12 protein-coding genes are annotated in these 13,987 nt (G+C 75.1%); 3 read left to right on the top strand and 9 right to left on the bottom strand.

Features of this window, described 5'->3' with window-relative positions; all coding sequences use genetic code 11:
* Window positions 1-4: 4 nt before the first annotated feature.
* Both ACLQ22_RS16230 and ACLQ22_RS16225 read right to left on the bottom strand, forming a co-directional pair.
* Window positions 5-766 carry a hypothetical protein gene (locus tag ACLQ22_RS16230; protein ID WP_425693005.1) on the bottom strand — a complete coding sequence of 254 codons (762 nt, stop codon included), beginning with the start codon at window positions 764-766 and terminating at the stop codon, window positions 5-7.
* Window positions 767-782: 16 nt separating this feature from the next.
* The gene (locus ACLQ22_RS16225) at window positions 783-1,412 is read right to left on the bottom strand and encodes an RNA polymerase sigma factor (RefSeq protein WP_425693004.1); all 630 of its coding nucleotides are present in this window, start codon (window positions 1,410-1,412) and stop codon (window positions 783-785) included.
* 548 nt (window positions 1,413-1,960) lie between these two features.
* Here ACLQ22_RS16225 and ACLQ22_RS16220 point away from each other — a divergent pair.
* Window positions 1,961-3,322 carry a protein kinase domain-containing protein gene (locus tag ACLQ22_RS16220; RefSeq protein ID WP_425693003.1) on the top strand — a complete coding sequence of 454 codons (1,362 nt, stop codon included), beginning with the start codon at window positions 1,961-1,963 and terminating at the stop codon, window positions 3,320-3,322.
* Between the two features lie 250 nt (window positions 3,323-3,572).
* Window positions 3,573-4,835, top strand: coding sequence for a nucleotide sugar dehydrogenase (locus tag ACLQ22_RS16215; RefSeq protein WP_425693002.1), 1,263 nt, complete (start codon window positions 3,573-3,575; stop codon window positions 4,833-4,835).
* 59 nt (window positions 4,836-4,894) lie between these two features.
* On the opposite strand, the gene ACLQ22_RS16210 is transcribed toward ACLQ22_RS16215, so the two are convergent.
* From ACLQ22_RS16210 to ACLQ22_RS16190, 5 genes are all read right to left on the bottom strand, one after another.
* Window positions 4,895-7,378: an ABC transporter permease gene (locus ACLQ22_RS16210; protein ID WP_425693001.1), complete on the bottom strand. Its 2,484-nt coding sequence runs from the start codon at window positions 7,376-7,378 to the stop codon at window positions 4,895-4,897.
* Window positions 7,375-8,169, bottom strand: a complete 795-nt coding sequence (locus ACLQ22_RS16205; protein WP_121398658.1) for an ABC transporter ATP-binding protein — start codon at window positions 8,167-8,169, stop codon at window positions 7,375-7,377. Before ACLQ22_RS16205 ends, ACLQ22_RS16210 begins: the two co-directional genes overlap by 4 nt.
* A 149-nt stretch (window positions 8,170-8,318) precedes the next feature.
* Window positions 8,319-8,984 (bottom strand): response regulator, encoded by a 666-nt coding sequence (locus ACLQ22_RS16200; RefSeq protein ID WP_425693000.1) that lies wholly within the window; start codon window positions 8,982-8,984, stop codon window positions 8,319-8,321.
* On the bottom strand, window positions 8,981-10,225 hold the full coding sequence (locus ACLQ22_RS16195; protein WP_425692999.1) for a sensor histidine kinase: 1,245 nt from the start codon (window positions 10,223-10,225) through the stop codon (window positions 8,981-8,983). Before ACLQ22_RS16195 ends, ACLQ22_RS16200 begins: the two co-directional genes overlap by 4 nt.
* A 62-nt stretch (window positions 10,226-10,287) precedes the next feature.
* On the bottom strand, window positions 10,288-10,974 hold the full coding sequence (locus ACLQ22_RS16190; protein WP_425692998.1) for a DUF305 domain-containing protein: 687 nt from the start codon (window positions 10,972-10,974) through the stop codon (window positions 10,288-10,290).
* A gap of 138 nt (window positions 10,975-11,112) precedes the next feature.
* Here ACLQ22_RS16190 and ACLQ22_RS16185 point away from each other — a divergent pair, with 138 nt between their 5' ends.
* Window positions 11,113-12,564 carry an LVIVD repeat-containing protein gene (locus tag ACLQ22_RS16185; RefSeq protein ID WP_425692997.1) on the top strand — a complete coding sequence of 484 codons (1,452 nt, stop codon included), beginning with the start codon at window positions 11,113-11,115 and terminating at the stop codon, window positions 12,562-12,564.
* A gap of 70 nt (window positions 12,565-12,634) precedes the next feature.
* Here the strand turns inward: ACLQ22_RS16185 and ACLQ22_RS16180 are convergent, their stop codons facing one another.
* Both ACLQ22_RS16180 and ACLQ22_RS16175 read right to left on the bottom strand, forming a co-directional pair.
* Window positions 12,635-12,856, bottom strand: coding sequence for a DUF2188 domain-containing protein (locus ACLQ22_RS16180; protein ID WP_425692996.1), 222 nt, complete (start codon window positions 12,854-12,856; stop codon window positions 12,635-12,637).
* Window positions 12,857-12,971: 115 nt separating this feature from the next.
* The gene (locus ACLQ22_RS16175; RefSeq protein ID WP_425692995.1) at window positions 12,972-13,904 is read right to left on the bottom strand and encodes a PfkB family carbohydrate kinase; all 933 of its coding nucleotides are present in this window, start codon (window positions 13,902-13,904) and stop codon (window positions 12,972-12,974) included.
* Window positions 13,905-13,987 lie beyond the last annotated feature (83 nt).

Raw genomic sequence — 13,987 nt, 5'->3', positions numbered from 1 at the left:
GACGTCAGCCGGCCGGGGGCGGGGTCGGGGTCGGGGTCCGGGTCGGCCCCATCTCCGGTTTGTCCGGCGACGCCTTCGCCGCCGCCTCGGGCACCAGTTCCCCGCAGAGGCCCTCGACCTGCTCCCGGCCGCCCGCCGCGGTCACCAGGTGGGCGAACGAAGGGCTGTCCAGCGCCTTCTCCCGCTGCGCCGGATTCTTGGCCAGGTACGCCCGGCAGAGTCCGCGCAGTTGTTCGGTGCGCTGCTGCGGCGTCCCCGGCGCGTCGCCGGCCGTGCTGCCGGGGACGGGTGCGCCCGAGGTCGCGGCGGCGGAGGAGCGGGGCGGGGTCCCGGTGGGGCGGCCACCGGTGTCCCCGGTCGGTCCGTCCCGGTGCGGGTCCGTGGTGGCCGGTGCCGGGACCGCCGGCGTCGGGGTGGCGGGGCGGGGCGGCGGGTCGTCGGCCCGGTCCAGCGTGACGGCCGCGAAGGCGGCGCCCGCGGTCGCGGTGACCGCGATCCCCGCGCCCCAGGCCACGGCGCCGGCGGTGAACCGGCGTCGGCGCGGCGACGGGGCGCCTCCGGCGGCGGGGCCGGCCGCACGGGCCACCCGGAAGGCCGCCAGGGCGTCATCCTCCCCCGCCAGCTCACCGGGGCGGGCGGGGGCGGCGGCGGCGGAGAGCAGCCGCGCGAGCGGGTCGGACCCCTCGGTGTCCGGCGTACGGGCGGCGTCGAGGAGCCGGTCGGACGCGCCGCGGTCGGCGGGCCGCTCGGTCCGGCGGAAGAACATCCTGAATCCCCTCACGTCAACCGTCCGCCGGCTCGGCGTGCGACGGCTGCCGCCGGCCGGTCCGCGGTCGGGGCGGCGCGGCGGCCTCGGGGATGGCCGGCGACCGGCTCGGGTCGTGGCGTTCCATCAGGGCGGCGAGCCGGCGCAGCCCTCGGTGGGCGGCGGTGCGCACGGCACCGGGCCGGCGGCCGAGCACCCGCCCGGCGGTCTCGGCGTCCAGCCCGACGACCGCGCGGAGCAGGACGGCCTCGGCCTCGCGGGGCGGCAGGGTGGCGATCAGCGCGAGCGCCGCCTCGGTGCCGATCGTCTCGCCGGCCCGTTCGGCGGTGTCGGCGTCGCCGGCCAGCTCGGCGAGCGCCTGCACCGGCACGGGCAGCGAGGGGCGACGGCGTTGCCGGCGCAGGTGGTCCATGGCCCGGTTGCGGGCGATGGTGACGGTCCAGGCCCGGAACTCGCCACCGGTGAAGCTGGGCAGGTCGCGGGAGACCTGCAACCAGGTCTCGGAGGCGACGTCCTCGGCGTCCGCACCGACCAGGGCGGTCAGGTACCGGAGCAGGCCGGGCTGGAGGCTGCGGTAGAGGAAGCGGAACGCGTCCTCGTCGCCGGCCTGGGCCGCCACGACGGCCTCGTTCAGCTCACCCGCCATGGGCTCGCCGCTTCCGTCCCGTGGACACGCGCAGGCGGCGCACGCCGACCTGGGCGTGCGTGAGGCAAGCACGGTCCGGCAAACGGACCTGATCCCGCACCCTCAGCCCCCCGCTGACCTGATCACGCCCGGGACCGCGTCGCCCGGACGGTACGTCTGGACTCCTGCCGTGGCGGCACGGCCGGTGGCGCAGGTGCCGCGGCGACGCCGTGGGGCGGGCCCGAGTCGGGCTAACGCTAGGAGCGCCGGGTCGATCGGGCAAGCCCGCCCCGATGGGCAGAAGAGTGAGAATTATCTAGCCGTTCGGACGGCCCGTCGCCGTAACGGCGCGGGGGGCCGGGACGCTGCGCCCTCCCGGCGGGCGCGGGCGGCGGCGCATTCGGCCAGCCCACGGCGGACATGGGGGGAATGTCGTCACACACGGTCCACGGACGCTCACAGCATATCCGAGGCGGGTCCGGTCCCGCCGCCCCCGCCGTGCGGGCGGCACGGGTCGGGGCGACGGCACGCGGCGCGCCGATCCCCGCCGGTCTGGGTACGGTAATGCTGTGTTGTCATCGGAGGTCGTACTCAGCGGTCGCTACCGCCTGGACGAGCGTGTCGCCACGGGCGGCATGGGCGACGTCTGGCGGGGCAAGGACCTCGTCCTCGGCCGCCAGGTCGCGGTCAAGGTCCTGCTGCCGGCGCTGGTCTCCGACCCCGACTTCATCGCCCGCTTCCGCGCCGAGGCCCGGATCATGGCCGCCCTGCGCCACCCGGGCATCGTCCAGGTCTTCGACAGCGGCGAGGACGACCTGCCCGACGGCGGGCGGGCCGACTACCTGGTCATGGAGTTCGTGACCGGTCAGCCGCTGTCCAAGCGGATCGAGGCCGCCGGGCGTCTCGACGTGGCCGAGACGATGGCGATCGTCGCGCAGGTCGCGCAGGCGCTGCACGCCGCGCACCTCGGCGGGATCGTGCACCGCGACGTCAAGCCGAGCAACCTGCTGGTGCAGGAGGACGGCAGCGTCGTGCTGGTCGACTTCGGCGTCGCCCGGTCGACGAACATCACCAGCATCACCAGCACCAACGCCGTGCCGGGCACCGCGCTCTACATGGCGCCGGAGCAGGCCGCCGGCCGACCGGTGTCCGGCGCGACCGACATCTACGCCCTCGGTGCCGTGGCCTACTGCTGCCTGAGCGGCAGCCCGCCGTTCACCGGCGACAACCCGCTCCAGGTCGCCGTGCGCCACCTCGACGACGAGCCGCCGGAGTTGCCGCACGACGTTCCGGAGGCGGTCCGCGCGCTGGTCTCCCGCGCCCTGGCCAAGGATCCGGCCGACCGGTTCAGCAGCGCGGCGGCGATGGCCGAGGCGGCCCGCGCCGCCGTGTCCGACCCCTCCGCGCCGACCGCCATGGTGCCCGCCGCCGCGGCGGCGGGCGGCGTCGACCCGGGCACCCGCACCGACGTGCCGGTGGCCGCGACCGCCGCCCGCCGGAGGCGACGCGGCACCCTGGTCGGCGCGGCGGCGGCGGTGCTGGTGGCACTGGCCGGGCTCGGCGCGGCGCTCGGCATGACCAGCGAGGCCGACGCACCGGCGGTCAAGGTTCCGCAGGCGACCACCCCGGCCGCGGAGCCGAGCGGCGGGGCCGAGGCGCCGGTGGAGCAGGAGGACGCCCCCGTCGACCCCGGCCGGCCGTTCCGTCCCACCGGCTCCACCTCCAGCCCCTCGCCGTCGGCCACCGCGCCTCCGGTCACTCCCCAGCCGAGCGGGTCGGCGGCTCCGGAGTCGCCGGATCCCACCAAGACCGACGATCCCCCGGCAGCGACGCCCAGCAACCCCGCCCCGACGCAGACCACACCGCCGGGGCCGGAGCCGACCGAGACGCAGACCACCCCGGTCGACCCGGCCAATCCACCGGTGGTCTGACCGCCGGCGCCGGCCCTTGCGGGGCGCCGGTGCGGTGGGCGCGTTCCACGGGCTCCGGCGGACGGTCGCCCGGCGACGTCGCGGTCCCCCAGCTCGGGCCGCGCTGGCCGTCCGAGGACGCCCCGCGTGTTCCTGTGCTGACGCTGCGGTGATCCCACTGGCACCGATAATCCCAAACCGGACTTACGGGCACACAAATCACTCTAGGCTCCCCAGCAGGTCCTTTCCGCCGTCTGCCTCGGGAGCCCGGGTGAGCGTTGAGAAGTTGGTCGTGATCGGCCAGGGGTACGTCGGCCTGCCGCTGGCCATGCGGGCCGTCGAGGCCGGCCTGGATGTGGTCGGCCTGGACGTCGACTCCGACCGGGTCAAGCGGCTCGCGTCGGGCGAGTCGTTCGTCGAGGACATCCCCGCCGACCGGCTGGGCCGGGCGCTGGGCAGCGGCCGGTACCGGCCCAGCACGGCGTACACCGACGCGGAGGGCTTCGACATCTGCGTGATCACGGTGCCCACGCCGCTGCGCGACGGCACGCCCGACCTCAGCTTCGTGGAGCAGGCCGGCGTCGGCATCGGCCCGTACGTGCGGCCGGGCTGCACCGTGATCCTGGAGTCCACCACCTATCCCGGCACCACGGAGGAGCTGCTGCGCCCGCTGCTGGAGTCGGCCAGCGGGCTGCTCAGCCCGGGCGACTTCCACCTGGGCTACAGCCCCGAGCGGATCGACCCGGGCAACCGGACCTGGCGCCTGGAGAACACCCCGAAGGTGGTCTCCGGGATGGACGCGGTCGCGCTCGCCCGGGTGGACGGGTTCTACCGCCGGCTCGTGGAGCGGACCGTGCCGGTGGACTCCACCCGGGTGGCGGAGCTGACCAAGCTGATCGAGAACACGTTCCGCCAGGTCAACATCGCCCTGATCAACGAGCTGACGATGCTCTCCCACCACCTCGACATCGACGTCTGGCAGGCGATCGAGGCGGCGGAGAGCAAGCCGTTCGGCTTCATGCCGTTCCGGCCCGGCCCGGGGGTCGGCGGGCACTGCCTGCCGATCGACCCGTGCTACCTGTCCTGGCAGGTCAAACGGCGCCTCGGGCGGCAGTTCCGGTTCATCGAGCTGGCGAACGACGTCAACCACGAGATGCCCGAGCACGTGGCCCAACGGATCATGAACGGGTTGAACCGGACCGGCCGCGCCGTCAGCGGGGCCCGGCTGCTGCTGCTCGGGCTGGCGTACAAGAAGAACACCGGTGACATGCGGGACTCCCCCGCCGTCGACGTCGCCCGGCGGCTGCAGGCCCTCGGCGCGGAGGTCCGGGCGGTGGAGCCGTACGCGGAGGCGCACCAGATCCCGGGCGGCGTGCTCGTGGTGGAGCTGACCGAGCGGGAGCTCCAAGCGGCGGACGCGGTGGTGGTGGTCACCGACCACGACGACTTCGACTACGACCTGGTGACCCGGCACGCCCGGTACGTCTTCGACACCCGCAACCGGTGTGCCGGCCCGGTGGTGGAACGCCTGTAGACCCGGCACCGCTGGCCGGTCCCGTCACCTTGACGGGCGACGGGACCGGCCGGCGGATGTCACTGGTCGCCGAGCGCCTCGACCACCGGCCGGGACAGCGCCCGGCGGGCCGGCAGCACCGAGGCGACCAGGGCGGCCACGACCGCTACCCCGAGGATCAGCGCCAGCTGCCCCACCGGCAGCACCACGGCGAAGTCGCCGCTGATCCGGGCCAGCAGGGCCATCGCGGCGGCGCTGACGCCGGTGCCGAGCCCGACCCCGAGCAGCGCGCCGACCAGCGCCATCAGCACCGCCTCGACGGCCAGCATGGCGCGCATGCGCCCCCGGGTCAGGCCGACCGCCCGCAGCACGGCGTTCTCCCGGGTCCGCTCCACCACCGACAGGCTCAGCGTGTTCGCGACCCCGACCAGCGCGATCACCACGGCCAGGCCCAGCAGCGCGGTGACGAGGGCGAGCAGCATGTCGACCGTGGCGGTGAGCATCTTCTTGTACGCGCCCTGGTCCATCAGGTTGGCCGTCGGATACCGGGCGACCACCGCCTCGATGGCGGCCCGGGCCCGCTCGGCGGAGACCCCATCGGCGGGGTCGATCTCGGCCAGGTAGCCCCGCTCGTCGGGGAAGAGGGCGGCGAAGTCAGCGTCCACCACGTCGATCACGTGACCGTCGGGGACGGTGCTGCCGGCGAGCGCCGGTCCGTCGGCGGTGACGACCGCGGCCACCCGCAACGACCGGCCGCGCACGGTGACGGTGGAGCCGGTCGTCCAGCCCCTGGCCTCGGCCAGCTCCCGGTGCACCAGCACCCACCCGGGTCCCAACCGGTCGACGTCGCCCGCCACGACTCCCGTCAGCGTCCGGGCCACCAGGGCGGGGTGCGCGGCCTGGATCTGCACGCCGGCGGCGACGGCGCCGCGCTGCTCGTGCACCACCGCCAGCTCGGGTCGGGCGCGCAGCTCGGCCACGAGCGGCGCCGGCAGGTCCCCGCCGATCCCGGTGACCAGCCAGTCGACCCCGATCTCCGCGTCCACGCTGCGCTCGATGCCGTCCTTGGTACTGCGGGCGCCGACCACGAAGGCCGACACCAGTCCGATCCCGATCACCAGAGCCGTGGCGGTCGCGGCGATCCGGCGCGGGTTGCGCACGGCGTTCGCGACGGCCAGGCCGGCGGTGGCCCCGAACAGCCTGCGGGCCGGCCACCCCAGCACCCGGACCAGCGCCGGCACGAGCACCGGGCCGAAGAGCACGATGCCGAAGAAGGTGAGCACGCCGCCGGCGGCAACGAGCACCACCTGGACGGCGTACGCGGCACCCACCAGCGCGGCGATCCCGGCGGCGAAGACCAGCGCCCCGGCGGTCAGCCGGAGCCGGCCGGCACCCCGAGCGGGCTGGACCGCCGCGTCGGTGAGCGCGGCGACCGGGGCGATCCGGGTGCCCCGCCACGCGGGCAGCAGGGCGGCGCCCATCGTGATCGCCGTGCCCAGGAGCAGGCTGACCAGCACGGTCGACCCGGTGACGGTGAGCCCGCCGGAGACCGGCGCGTCGAGCCGCGCCAGCACCTGGTTCATGCCCCCGGCCAGGGCCACGCCGATCAGCACGCCGGCCGCGGAGGCGACCAGCCCGACCAGCGCGGCCTCCAGCAGCGCGGCGCGGAACAGCTGGCCCCGGGTCGCGCCGACCAGCCGCAGCAGCGCCGTCCGCCGGGTCCGCTGGGCCAGCACGATCGCGAAGGTGTTGGCGATGACGAAGCCGGCGACCACGACGGCGACCCCGGCGAAGGTCAGCAGCGCCATGTTGAACTGCTGGAGGTCGCGGACCGCGTCGGTCACGGCGTCGTCGAGGAGGCGCTGCCGGGTCTTGACGATCGTGCCGGCGCCGGCGGCCTCGGCGGCCCGCTCGGCGAGCGCCGCCTCGGCCGCGCCCGGCCGGGCGGCCACCATGATCCGGTCGTAGCCCCGCTGGCCGGTCACGGCAAGAGCGTCCGCGCCGACCAGCCCGATGAACGGACCGCCGACGTCGCGGGCGGTGCCGGCCACGTCGACCGTGCCGACCAGGGTGTACGGGCGGGCCGCTCCCCCGCCGCCGCCGACGCGTACGGAAGCGCCCAGGGCGAAGCCCTCCTCGTCGGCGGTCGCGGCGTCCAGCACCACCTCGCCCGGGCGGTCGGGCAGCCGGCCGGCCACCACGTCGTACGAGCGCAGCGCCTCGTCGACGGGGATGGCGGCGAGGACGGCGTAGCCGAGCACGGGGCGGCCGTCGGCGCCGACGACGCCGCCGGAGCCGAGCAGTTCCCCCTCGGCGGCGGCGACCCCGTCGAGGGAGCGCACCTTCTCGACCAGGGCGGCCGGCAACGGGTCGTCGGTGGCTGAGTGGACGGCGAGGTCGGTGTGCCGGTCGAACGCCCCGGCCCGGTCGTACGCGCCGGCCCGCATCCCGTCGACGAAGATCAGCGTGCCGGCGATGAACGCGACGCCGAGCACGACGGCCAGCGAGGAGAGCATCAGGCGCAGCGCCTCGGCGCGGAGCTGGCGCAGGGTCGTGCGGATCACCGGGTCACCGCCTCGCGGCCGGCGGCCGGTACGCGCGCCGGGTCGAGGCCGGCGAGCGCGTCGAGCACGCGCTCGGCGGTCGGCGCGGTGAGGTCCCGCACCGGTCGACCGTCGGCGAGGAAGACCACCCGGTCGGCGTGCCCGGCGGCCGACGGGTCGTGGGTCACCATGATCACCGTCTGGCCGAGGGTGTCGACGGCCTCGCGGAGCAGGCGCAGCACCTCGGCGCCGGAGCGCGAGTCCAGGTTGCCGGTCGGCTCGTCGGCGAAGATGACCCACGGCTTGGTGATCAGCGCGCGGGCGACCGCCACCCGCTGCTGCTGGCCGCCGGAGAGCTCGGCGGGACGGTGGCGCAGCCGGTCGGCGAGCCCCACCGCGGCGACGACCTGGCGCAGCCAGGCCCGTTCCGGCCGCCGGCCGGCGATCGCCAGGGGCAGCACGATGTTCTCCTCGGCGGTCAGCGCCGGCAGCAGGTTGAACTTCTGGAACACGAAGCCGACGCGGTCGCGGCGCAGCAGGGTGAGCCGCTTGTCGTCGAGGCCGGCGAGGTCGGCGTCGCCGATGCGCACGCTGCCGGAGGTGGGCCGGTCCAGGCCGGCGAGGCAGTGCATGAGCGTGGACTTGCCGGAGCCGGAAGGGCCCATGATGGCGGTGAACCGACCGGCGGCGAAGTCGACGTCGACCCCGTCGAGGGCGACGACGGCGGCCTGGCCGGAGCCGTACCGCTTGGACAGGCCGCGGGCGGTGACCGCGACGCCGGCGGTGGCGTGCGCGGGAGGTGCGACGGACACGTGGAGCTCCCCGTGGAGATCGTGGCTGGGACGTCTCCGACGCTATGGGCGCCGCCGGTGCGGCCGCGTCCACCCGCGCGTGGTGATCCCGCTGCGACCTGGGGAGCCCCTGACGGGGTGGGCCCGTACGACCTGGGTCGTAGGCCGGCTCAGCCGCCGGGGGTGACCAGCCCCGTCTCGTACGCCAGCACCACGGCCTGCACCCGGTCGCGGAGCTGGAGCTTGGCGAGGATCCGGCCGACGTGCGTCTTCACGGTGGCCTCCGCGACGTGCACCCGGGCAGCGATCTCCGCGTTGGAGAGCCCCTGCGCCACCAGCAGGAGGATCTCCCGCTCGCGTTCGGTGAGCTGGCCGATCCGGGGGTCCTCGGCGGGCCCCGGGCCGAGCCGGCCGGCGAACCGGTCGAGCAGCCGCCGGGTGATGGACGGGGCGACCACCGAGTCGCCCTGGGCGACCACCCGGATGGCCGCCAGCAGCTCCTCCGGCGGGACGTTCTTGAGCAGGAAGCCGCTGGCACCCGCCTGGAGCGCGGCGAAGGCGTCCGCCTCGGTGTCGAAGGTGGTGAGCACCAGCACCCGGGGCGGTCCGGCGGGCCGGTCCCGGCAGATCCGGCGGGTCGCCTCCACCCCGTCCATGGTCGGCATCCGGACGTCCATCACCACGACGTCGGCCTCGACGCGGGCCAGCAGCCGCAGGGCGTCGGCGCCGTCGATCGCCTCACCGACGACCGCCAGGTCCGGCTGGGAGTCCAGCACCATCCGGAAGCCGGCGCGGACCAGCGCCTGGTCGTCCACGATCACCACGCGGACCGTCATGCCGCCGCCACCTCCGTCGTCGGGGACGTCGACGGTAGCGGTAGCCGTGCCTCGACCTGCCAGCCCCCGGCGAGTCGCGGCCCCGCGGTGAGGCTGCCGTCGTACACGCCGACCCGCTCGCGCATGCCGACCAGGCCGTGCCCGCCGGACGGCGCCGGGCTGACCGGCGGCCGGCCGCGTCCGTCGTCGACCACCCGGACCAGCACGGCGTCGCCGGCGTGCGTGACGGTGACCTCGACGTCGGCACCGACCCCGGCGTGCTTCAGCGCGTTGGTGAGCCCCTCCTGCACCACCCGGTAGACGGTCAGTTCCAGCCCGGGCGGCATCGGCGCCGGCTCGCCGGAGACCGCGTGCCGGGTGCGGAGGCCGGCGGCGCGGAACCGGTCGAGCAGGGCGGGCAGCTCCGCCAGCGCCAACCGGCGGTGGGCCGGGTCGGCGCTCGCCCCGGCGTCGCCGGGCGCACCCGCCGCGCCGGGCCCGGCCTCCGCGTCCGGCGCGTCGGGCTCCCGCAGTACGCCGACCAGCCGGCGCATCTCCTCCAGCGCCTGCCGGCCGGTGTCGGCGACCACCTTCACCGCCTGGCGGGCGGTCTCCGGGTCCCGGTCGAGCGTGAACCGCGCCCCGTCGGCCTGCACGATCATCACCGCCATGCTGTGCGCCACCACGTCGTGCAGTTCGCGCGCGATGCGGGTGCGTTCCCCGGCGACCGCGGCGCGCGCCTCCGCCTCGCGTTCCCGTTCCAGGGTGGCGGCCCGCTCCTCCAGGCTGAGCACGTAGAGCCGGCGGGTGCGCACGTTCAGCCCGACCAGCCAGACCGCCCCGGTGACCAGCCCGTAGTAGATCGCCGTCGCCCACCAGGAGATGGCGCCCTGGGTCTGGAGGCCGGCCAGCACCACCCCGACGGCGGCGCCGATCCCGGCGAGGACCCCGTCGCGGAGCCGGTCGGCGTACTTGACCACGCTGTAGAGGGCGATCAGCACGGCGACGTCGAAGGCCAGCGGCCCCCACCCGGCGACCACCTGCACCAGCGCGAGCGCCGCCACGACCAGGGCGACCGCCGACGGGTGGGTCCGGCGGAACAGCAGCGCCACCGCCATCGCGGCCCCGACCAAGGTGGCCATGCCACCGCCGGGCTGGTTCGCCAGGCCGGCGAGGCCGAGGAGCGCCACCGTGGCGGAGACGAAGGCGTCGAAGGCGACGCCGCGCAGGGGGCGGCCGAGGATCGTGCGGTTCACGGTCACCCAGCGTACGTGCCGCAGGTCAGGGGGCCACTCCGCCCCGAGCCCGGGCCGGGCCGCCCGGCTCAGGCCAGCAGCTCGCGCATCCGGTCGATCTCGACGGTCTGCTCGGTGGCGACCGAGTTGGCGAACTCCGACAGGGTGAGGTCGGCGCCGACCTTGAGCAGGTCCGTGGCCATCTGGACCGCGCCCTGGTGATGCTCGGTCATCATCCGCACGAAGAGCCGGTCGAACTCGGCGCCCCGCGCCGCCGCGAGCTGCCGGATGGCCTCGGGTGTCTGCATGCCCCGCATGCCGCCGTGGTCGTGCCCGGCCACCTCGGTGGAGAGCCCGCGGGCCTGCAACCAGCCCCGCATCAGGCCGATCTCCGGGCCCTGGCTGGCCCGGATCCGCTCGGCGAGGGCGCGCAGGGCCGGGTCGCCGGCGCGGTCGCCGGCCAGCTCCGCCATCTCCAGCGCCTGGGCGTGGTGCGGGATCATCATCCGGACGAACCAGACGTCCATCGAGTTGTGCCGGGCCGTGGCGGCGTCGCGCATCTCCTCGGCGGGCCGGACCGCGGCGGTCTCGCCGGGCCGACCGGGAACGATCACCGCGGGGCGGCTCGGACCGGCCGGGGCGGACGTCGCGGCGGCGGCCTGTCCCGCCGGCGCCGTGGTCGGGCCGCCGGCGGAACGGGACAGGACGACGACCACCACCGCCAACAGACACGCGGATATGACGACGGCCAGGGTCCGCGCGCGACGGCTGGTCATGGGCCACTCCCCCCGGTAGAGGTCATGGCGATGCTATCCATCGACGGACGAGCTTTCATGTGATCCGCGTCACATCGATGGAACTCTTCGGACGGTAGGGTGTCCACAATCGCCATCCCCTTGCGAAGGACGTCGCCGATGACCAGTTTCCGCACCTTGCGGGCCAGGCGGCTCACCACCGTGAGCCTGGCCGCGGCCGGCCTACTCCTCGCCAGCGTCGCCACCGCCGCACCGGGAAGTGCCGACGTGGCGACGCGGTCGGCCCCCTCGGGCACGGTGGGCGTTGCCAACACCATCCCGGGCGTCGACGAGATCGTCAGCAGCCCCAACCTCCGGCAGGTCGCCAACCTGCCCAAGCAGGCGCCGCTGGACGCCACCAACAGCGACCTCGCCTTCCAGGGCCGCTACGCCTTCGCCGGCAACTACAACGGCTTCGTCGTCTACGACATCTCCCGGCCGACCGCGCCGACGGTGGTGTCGCAGGTCTACTGCCCCGGGTCGCAGAACGACATCTCCGTCCACGGCGACCTGCTGTTCCTCTCCACCGACTCCTCCCGCAGCGACGACTCCTGCAACAGCACCAGCGCGCCGGCGACGGAGAAGGCGTCCTGGGAGGGCATCAAGATCTTCGACATCAGCGACAAGGCCAGCCCCCGCTACGTCAAGGCGGTGGAGACGGCCTGCGGGTCGCACACCCACACCCTCGTGCCGGGCAAGGACCGCAAGACCGTCTACCTGTACGTCTCCTCGTACAGCCCGCGGGCGGAGTTCCCCGACTGCCAGCCCCCGCACGACTCCATCTCCATCGTGAAGGTGCCGGTGAAGTCCCCCACGGACGCGGCGGTGGTGACCTCCCCGAACCTCTTCCCGGACGGCGGCTACGAGGGCCGGCCCGGCGGTTCGGCGACCACCGGCTGCCACGACATCACCGCCTACCCCGAGAAGGACCTCGCCGCGGGCGCGTGCATGGGTGACGGCATCCTGATGGACATCTCGAACCGCGAGGCCCCCCGGCTGATCAACCGGGTCCGGGACACCGTCAACTTCGCGTTCTGGCACTCGGCCACGTTCAACAACGCCGGCACCAAGGTGGTCTTCACCGACGAGCTGGGCGGCGGCGGCGCGGCCACCTGCACCGAGGCCATCGGACCGGAGCGGGGCGCGGACGCCATCTACGACATCACCGGTCGCGGTGACGCCCGGACGATGGTCTTCCGCAGCTACTACAAGATCCCCCGGATCAACGCCGACACCGAGAACTGCGTGGCGCACAACGGCTCGCTGATCCCGGTGCTCGGGCGCGACATCATGGTCCAGGCGTGGTACCAGGGCGGCATCTCCGTCTGGGACTTCACCGACTCGGCCAACCCGAAGGAGATCGCGTTCTGGGAGCGGGGTCCGCTCTCGGCCGACCGGCTGGTCGGCGGCGGCACCTGGTCCGCGTACTACTACAACGGCTACATCTACTCCAACGACATGACCAAGGGCCTCGACGTCCTGAAGCTGACCGACTGGCGCACCTGGTCGGCCAACCTCGTGCGCTACCGCGAGCTGAACGTGCAGACCCAGCCCAGCTACCTGAGCTGGTAGTCGCACACCGCGCCGAACGGGCCCGACCCCCGCGGGGGTCGGGCCCGTTCGTGTCCATGGCGGACGGCGGTCAGCCGGTCGGCGGGTACGGGTCGTTCTGGTAGGTGTACTCCGTCTCGATCTTGCCGTCGGACGTGTGCACGACGAGCTGGCTCGGCTCGTTGCCGTGCGCCGCCCGGCGCCCCGCCTCGACGGCGAGCTGCTTGGTGTCGAACGTGCCGACGACCTGGTTGCCCTGCTCGACCTTCCAGCCGCCACCGTTCGGCACGACGTGGTATTGATTGCGCTTCATGTCAGTCACCCGCCTCTCGGTCAGGCTTCCGGGATACCCGGGCCCCGGAAGCGGAAAACCCTCCTCCGTGGACGAACGTCCGTCGCCGCCGTCGGCACCCGTGGGTGAGCGCCGGTCACCCGGCCGGGATCCGGTCGAGCTGCGCGCGGATCGCCTCGGGTGTCAGCGCGGGCCGGCCGCCCGGGTGGCCGACGGTGGCACCGGCCGCCGCGACCGCGTACCGCGCGACCCGCTCCCGGGGCTCACCGCGCAGCACGCCGAGGGTCAGCGCGGCGACGAAGGCGTCCCCGGCGCCGGTGTCGTCCACGGTGGGCGTCTCGCTCAACGGCACGAACAGCTCGCCGTCCGGCCAGACGAACGCGTTGCCCTCCCCGGCCACCTCGATGGCCAGCAGCGACGGGCCGCGACGCAGCAGCCCTCGCCCGGCGGCGAGCCCCGCCCCGGCGTCCCGCGGCGCATCGCCGGTGATCAGCTCGACCTCCTGCGCGTCGGCACGCAGCACGTCGGCGACGGCGAGCAGCGCGTCGACGTCGGCCGCGTCGGTCGGCGCGCCGTCGAGCACGACCAGCCGGCCGGCCTCGCGGGCGGTCCGGGCCGCGGCCAGGGCGGCCCGCGCCGGCTGCTGGAGTTGCACCAGTACGGCCCGTGCGGCCCGCAGCGCGGATGCCGCCCCGGCGACGTCGTCGGCGGTGAGCAGGGTGGCCTCGGGAAGGTCCTCCAGGTAGCGCCAGTCGGCGTCGGCGTCGACCACGTCGACGATGAGCCCGGTCGGGGTGCCGGGCCGGCGCCGTACCCACCGGACGTCGATGCCGTCGGTTCGCGCCTGCGCCAGCAACCGCTCCCCCACCTCGTCGTCGCCGACCACCCCGAGCAAACCGACGGCGGCGCCGAGCTGCGCCAGCCCGACGGCCTGGTTGGCCCCCTTGCCGCCGAGCAGCTCGCGCCGCCGCCGTACCGGTGCGCTCCCGCCGGCCCCCGGCACCTCGTCCACCAGCAGCACGAGGTCCCGCGCCACCTGCCCGACCACCATCACGTCCAGTCCCGCCATGCCCGCACCACTACCCGCGAGCGCCGGGGTTGATCCGCGCCGAGCGCGAGGCGTGCGCGGTCGCGAGGCGCGGCCCCGTCGCG

Source organism: Micromonospora sp. DT178, assembly GCF_049841695.1.
Classification (GTDB): domain Bacteria; phylum Actinomycetota; class Actinomycetes; order Mycobacteriales; family Micromonosporaceae; genus Micromonospora.
This window is presented reverse-complemented; position numbering and strand designations above follow the sequence as displayed.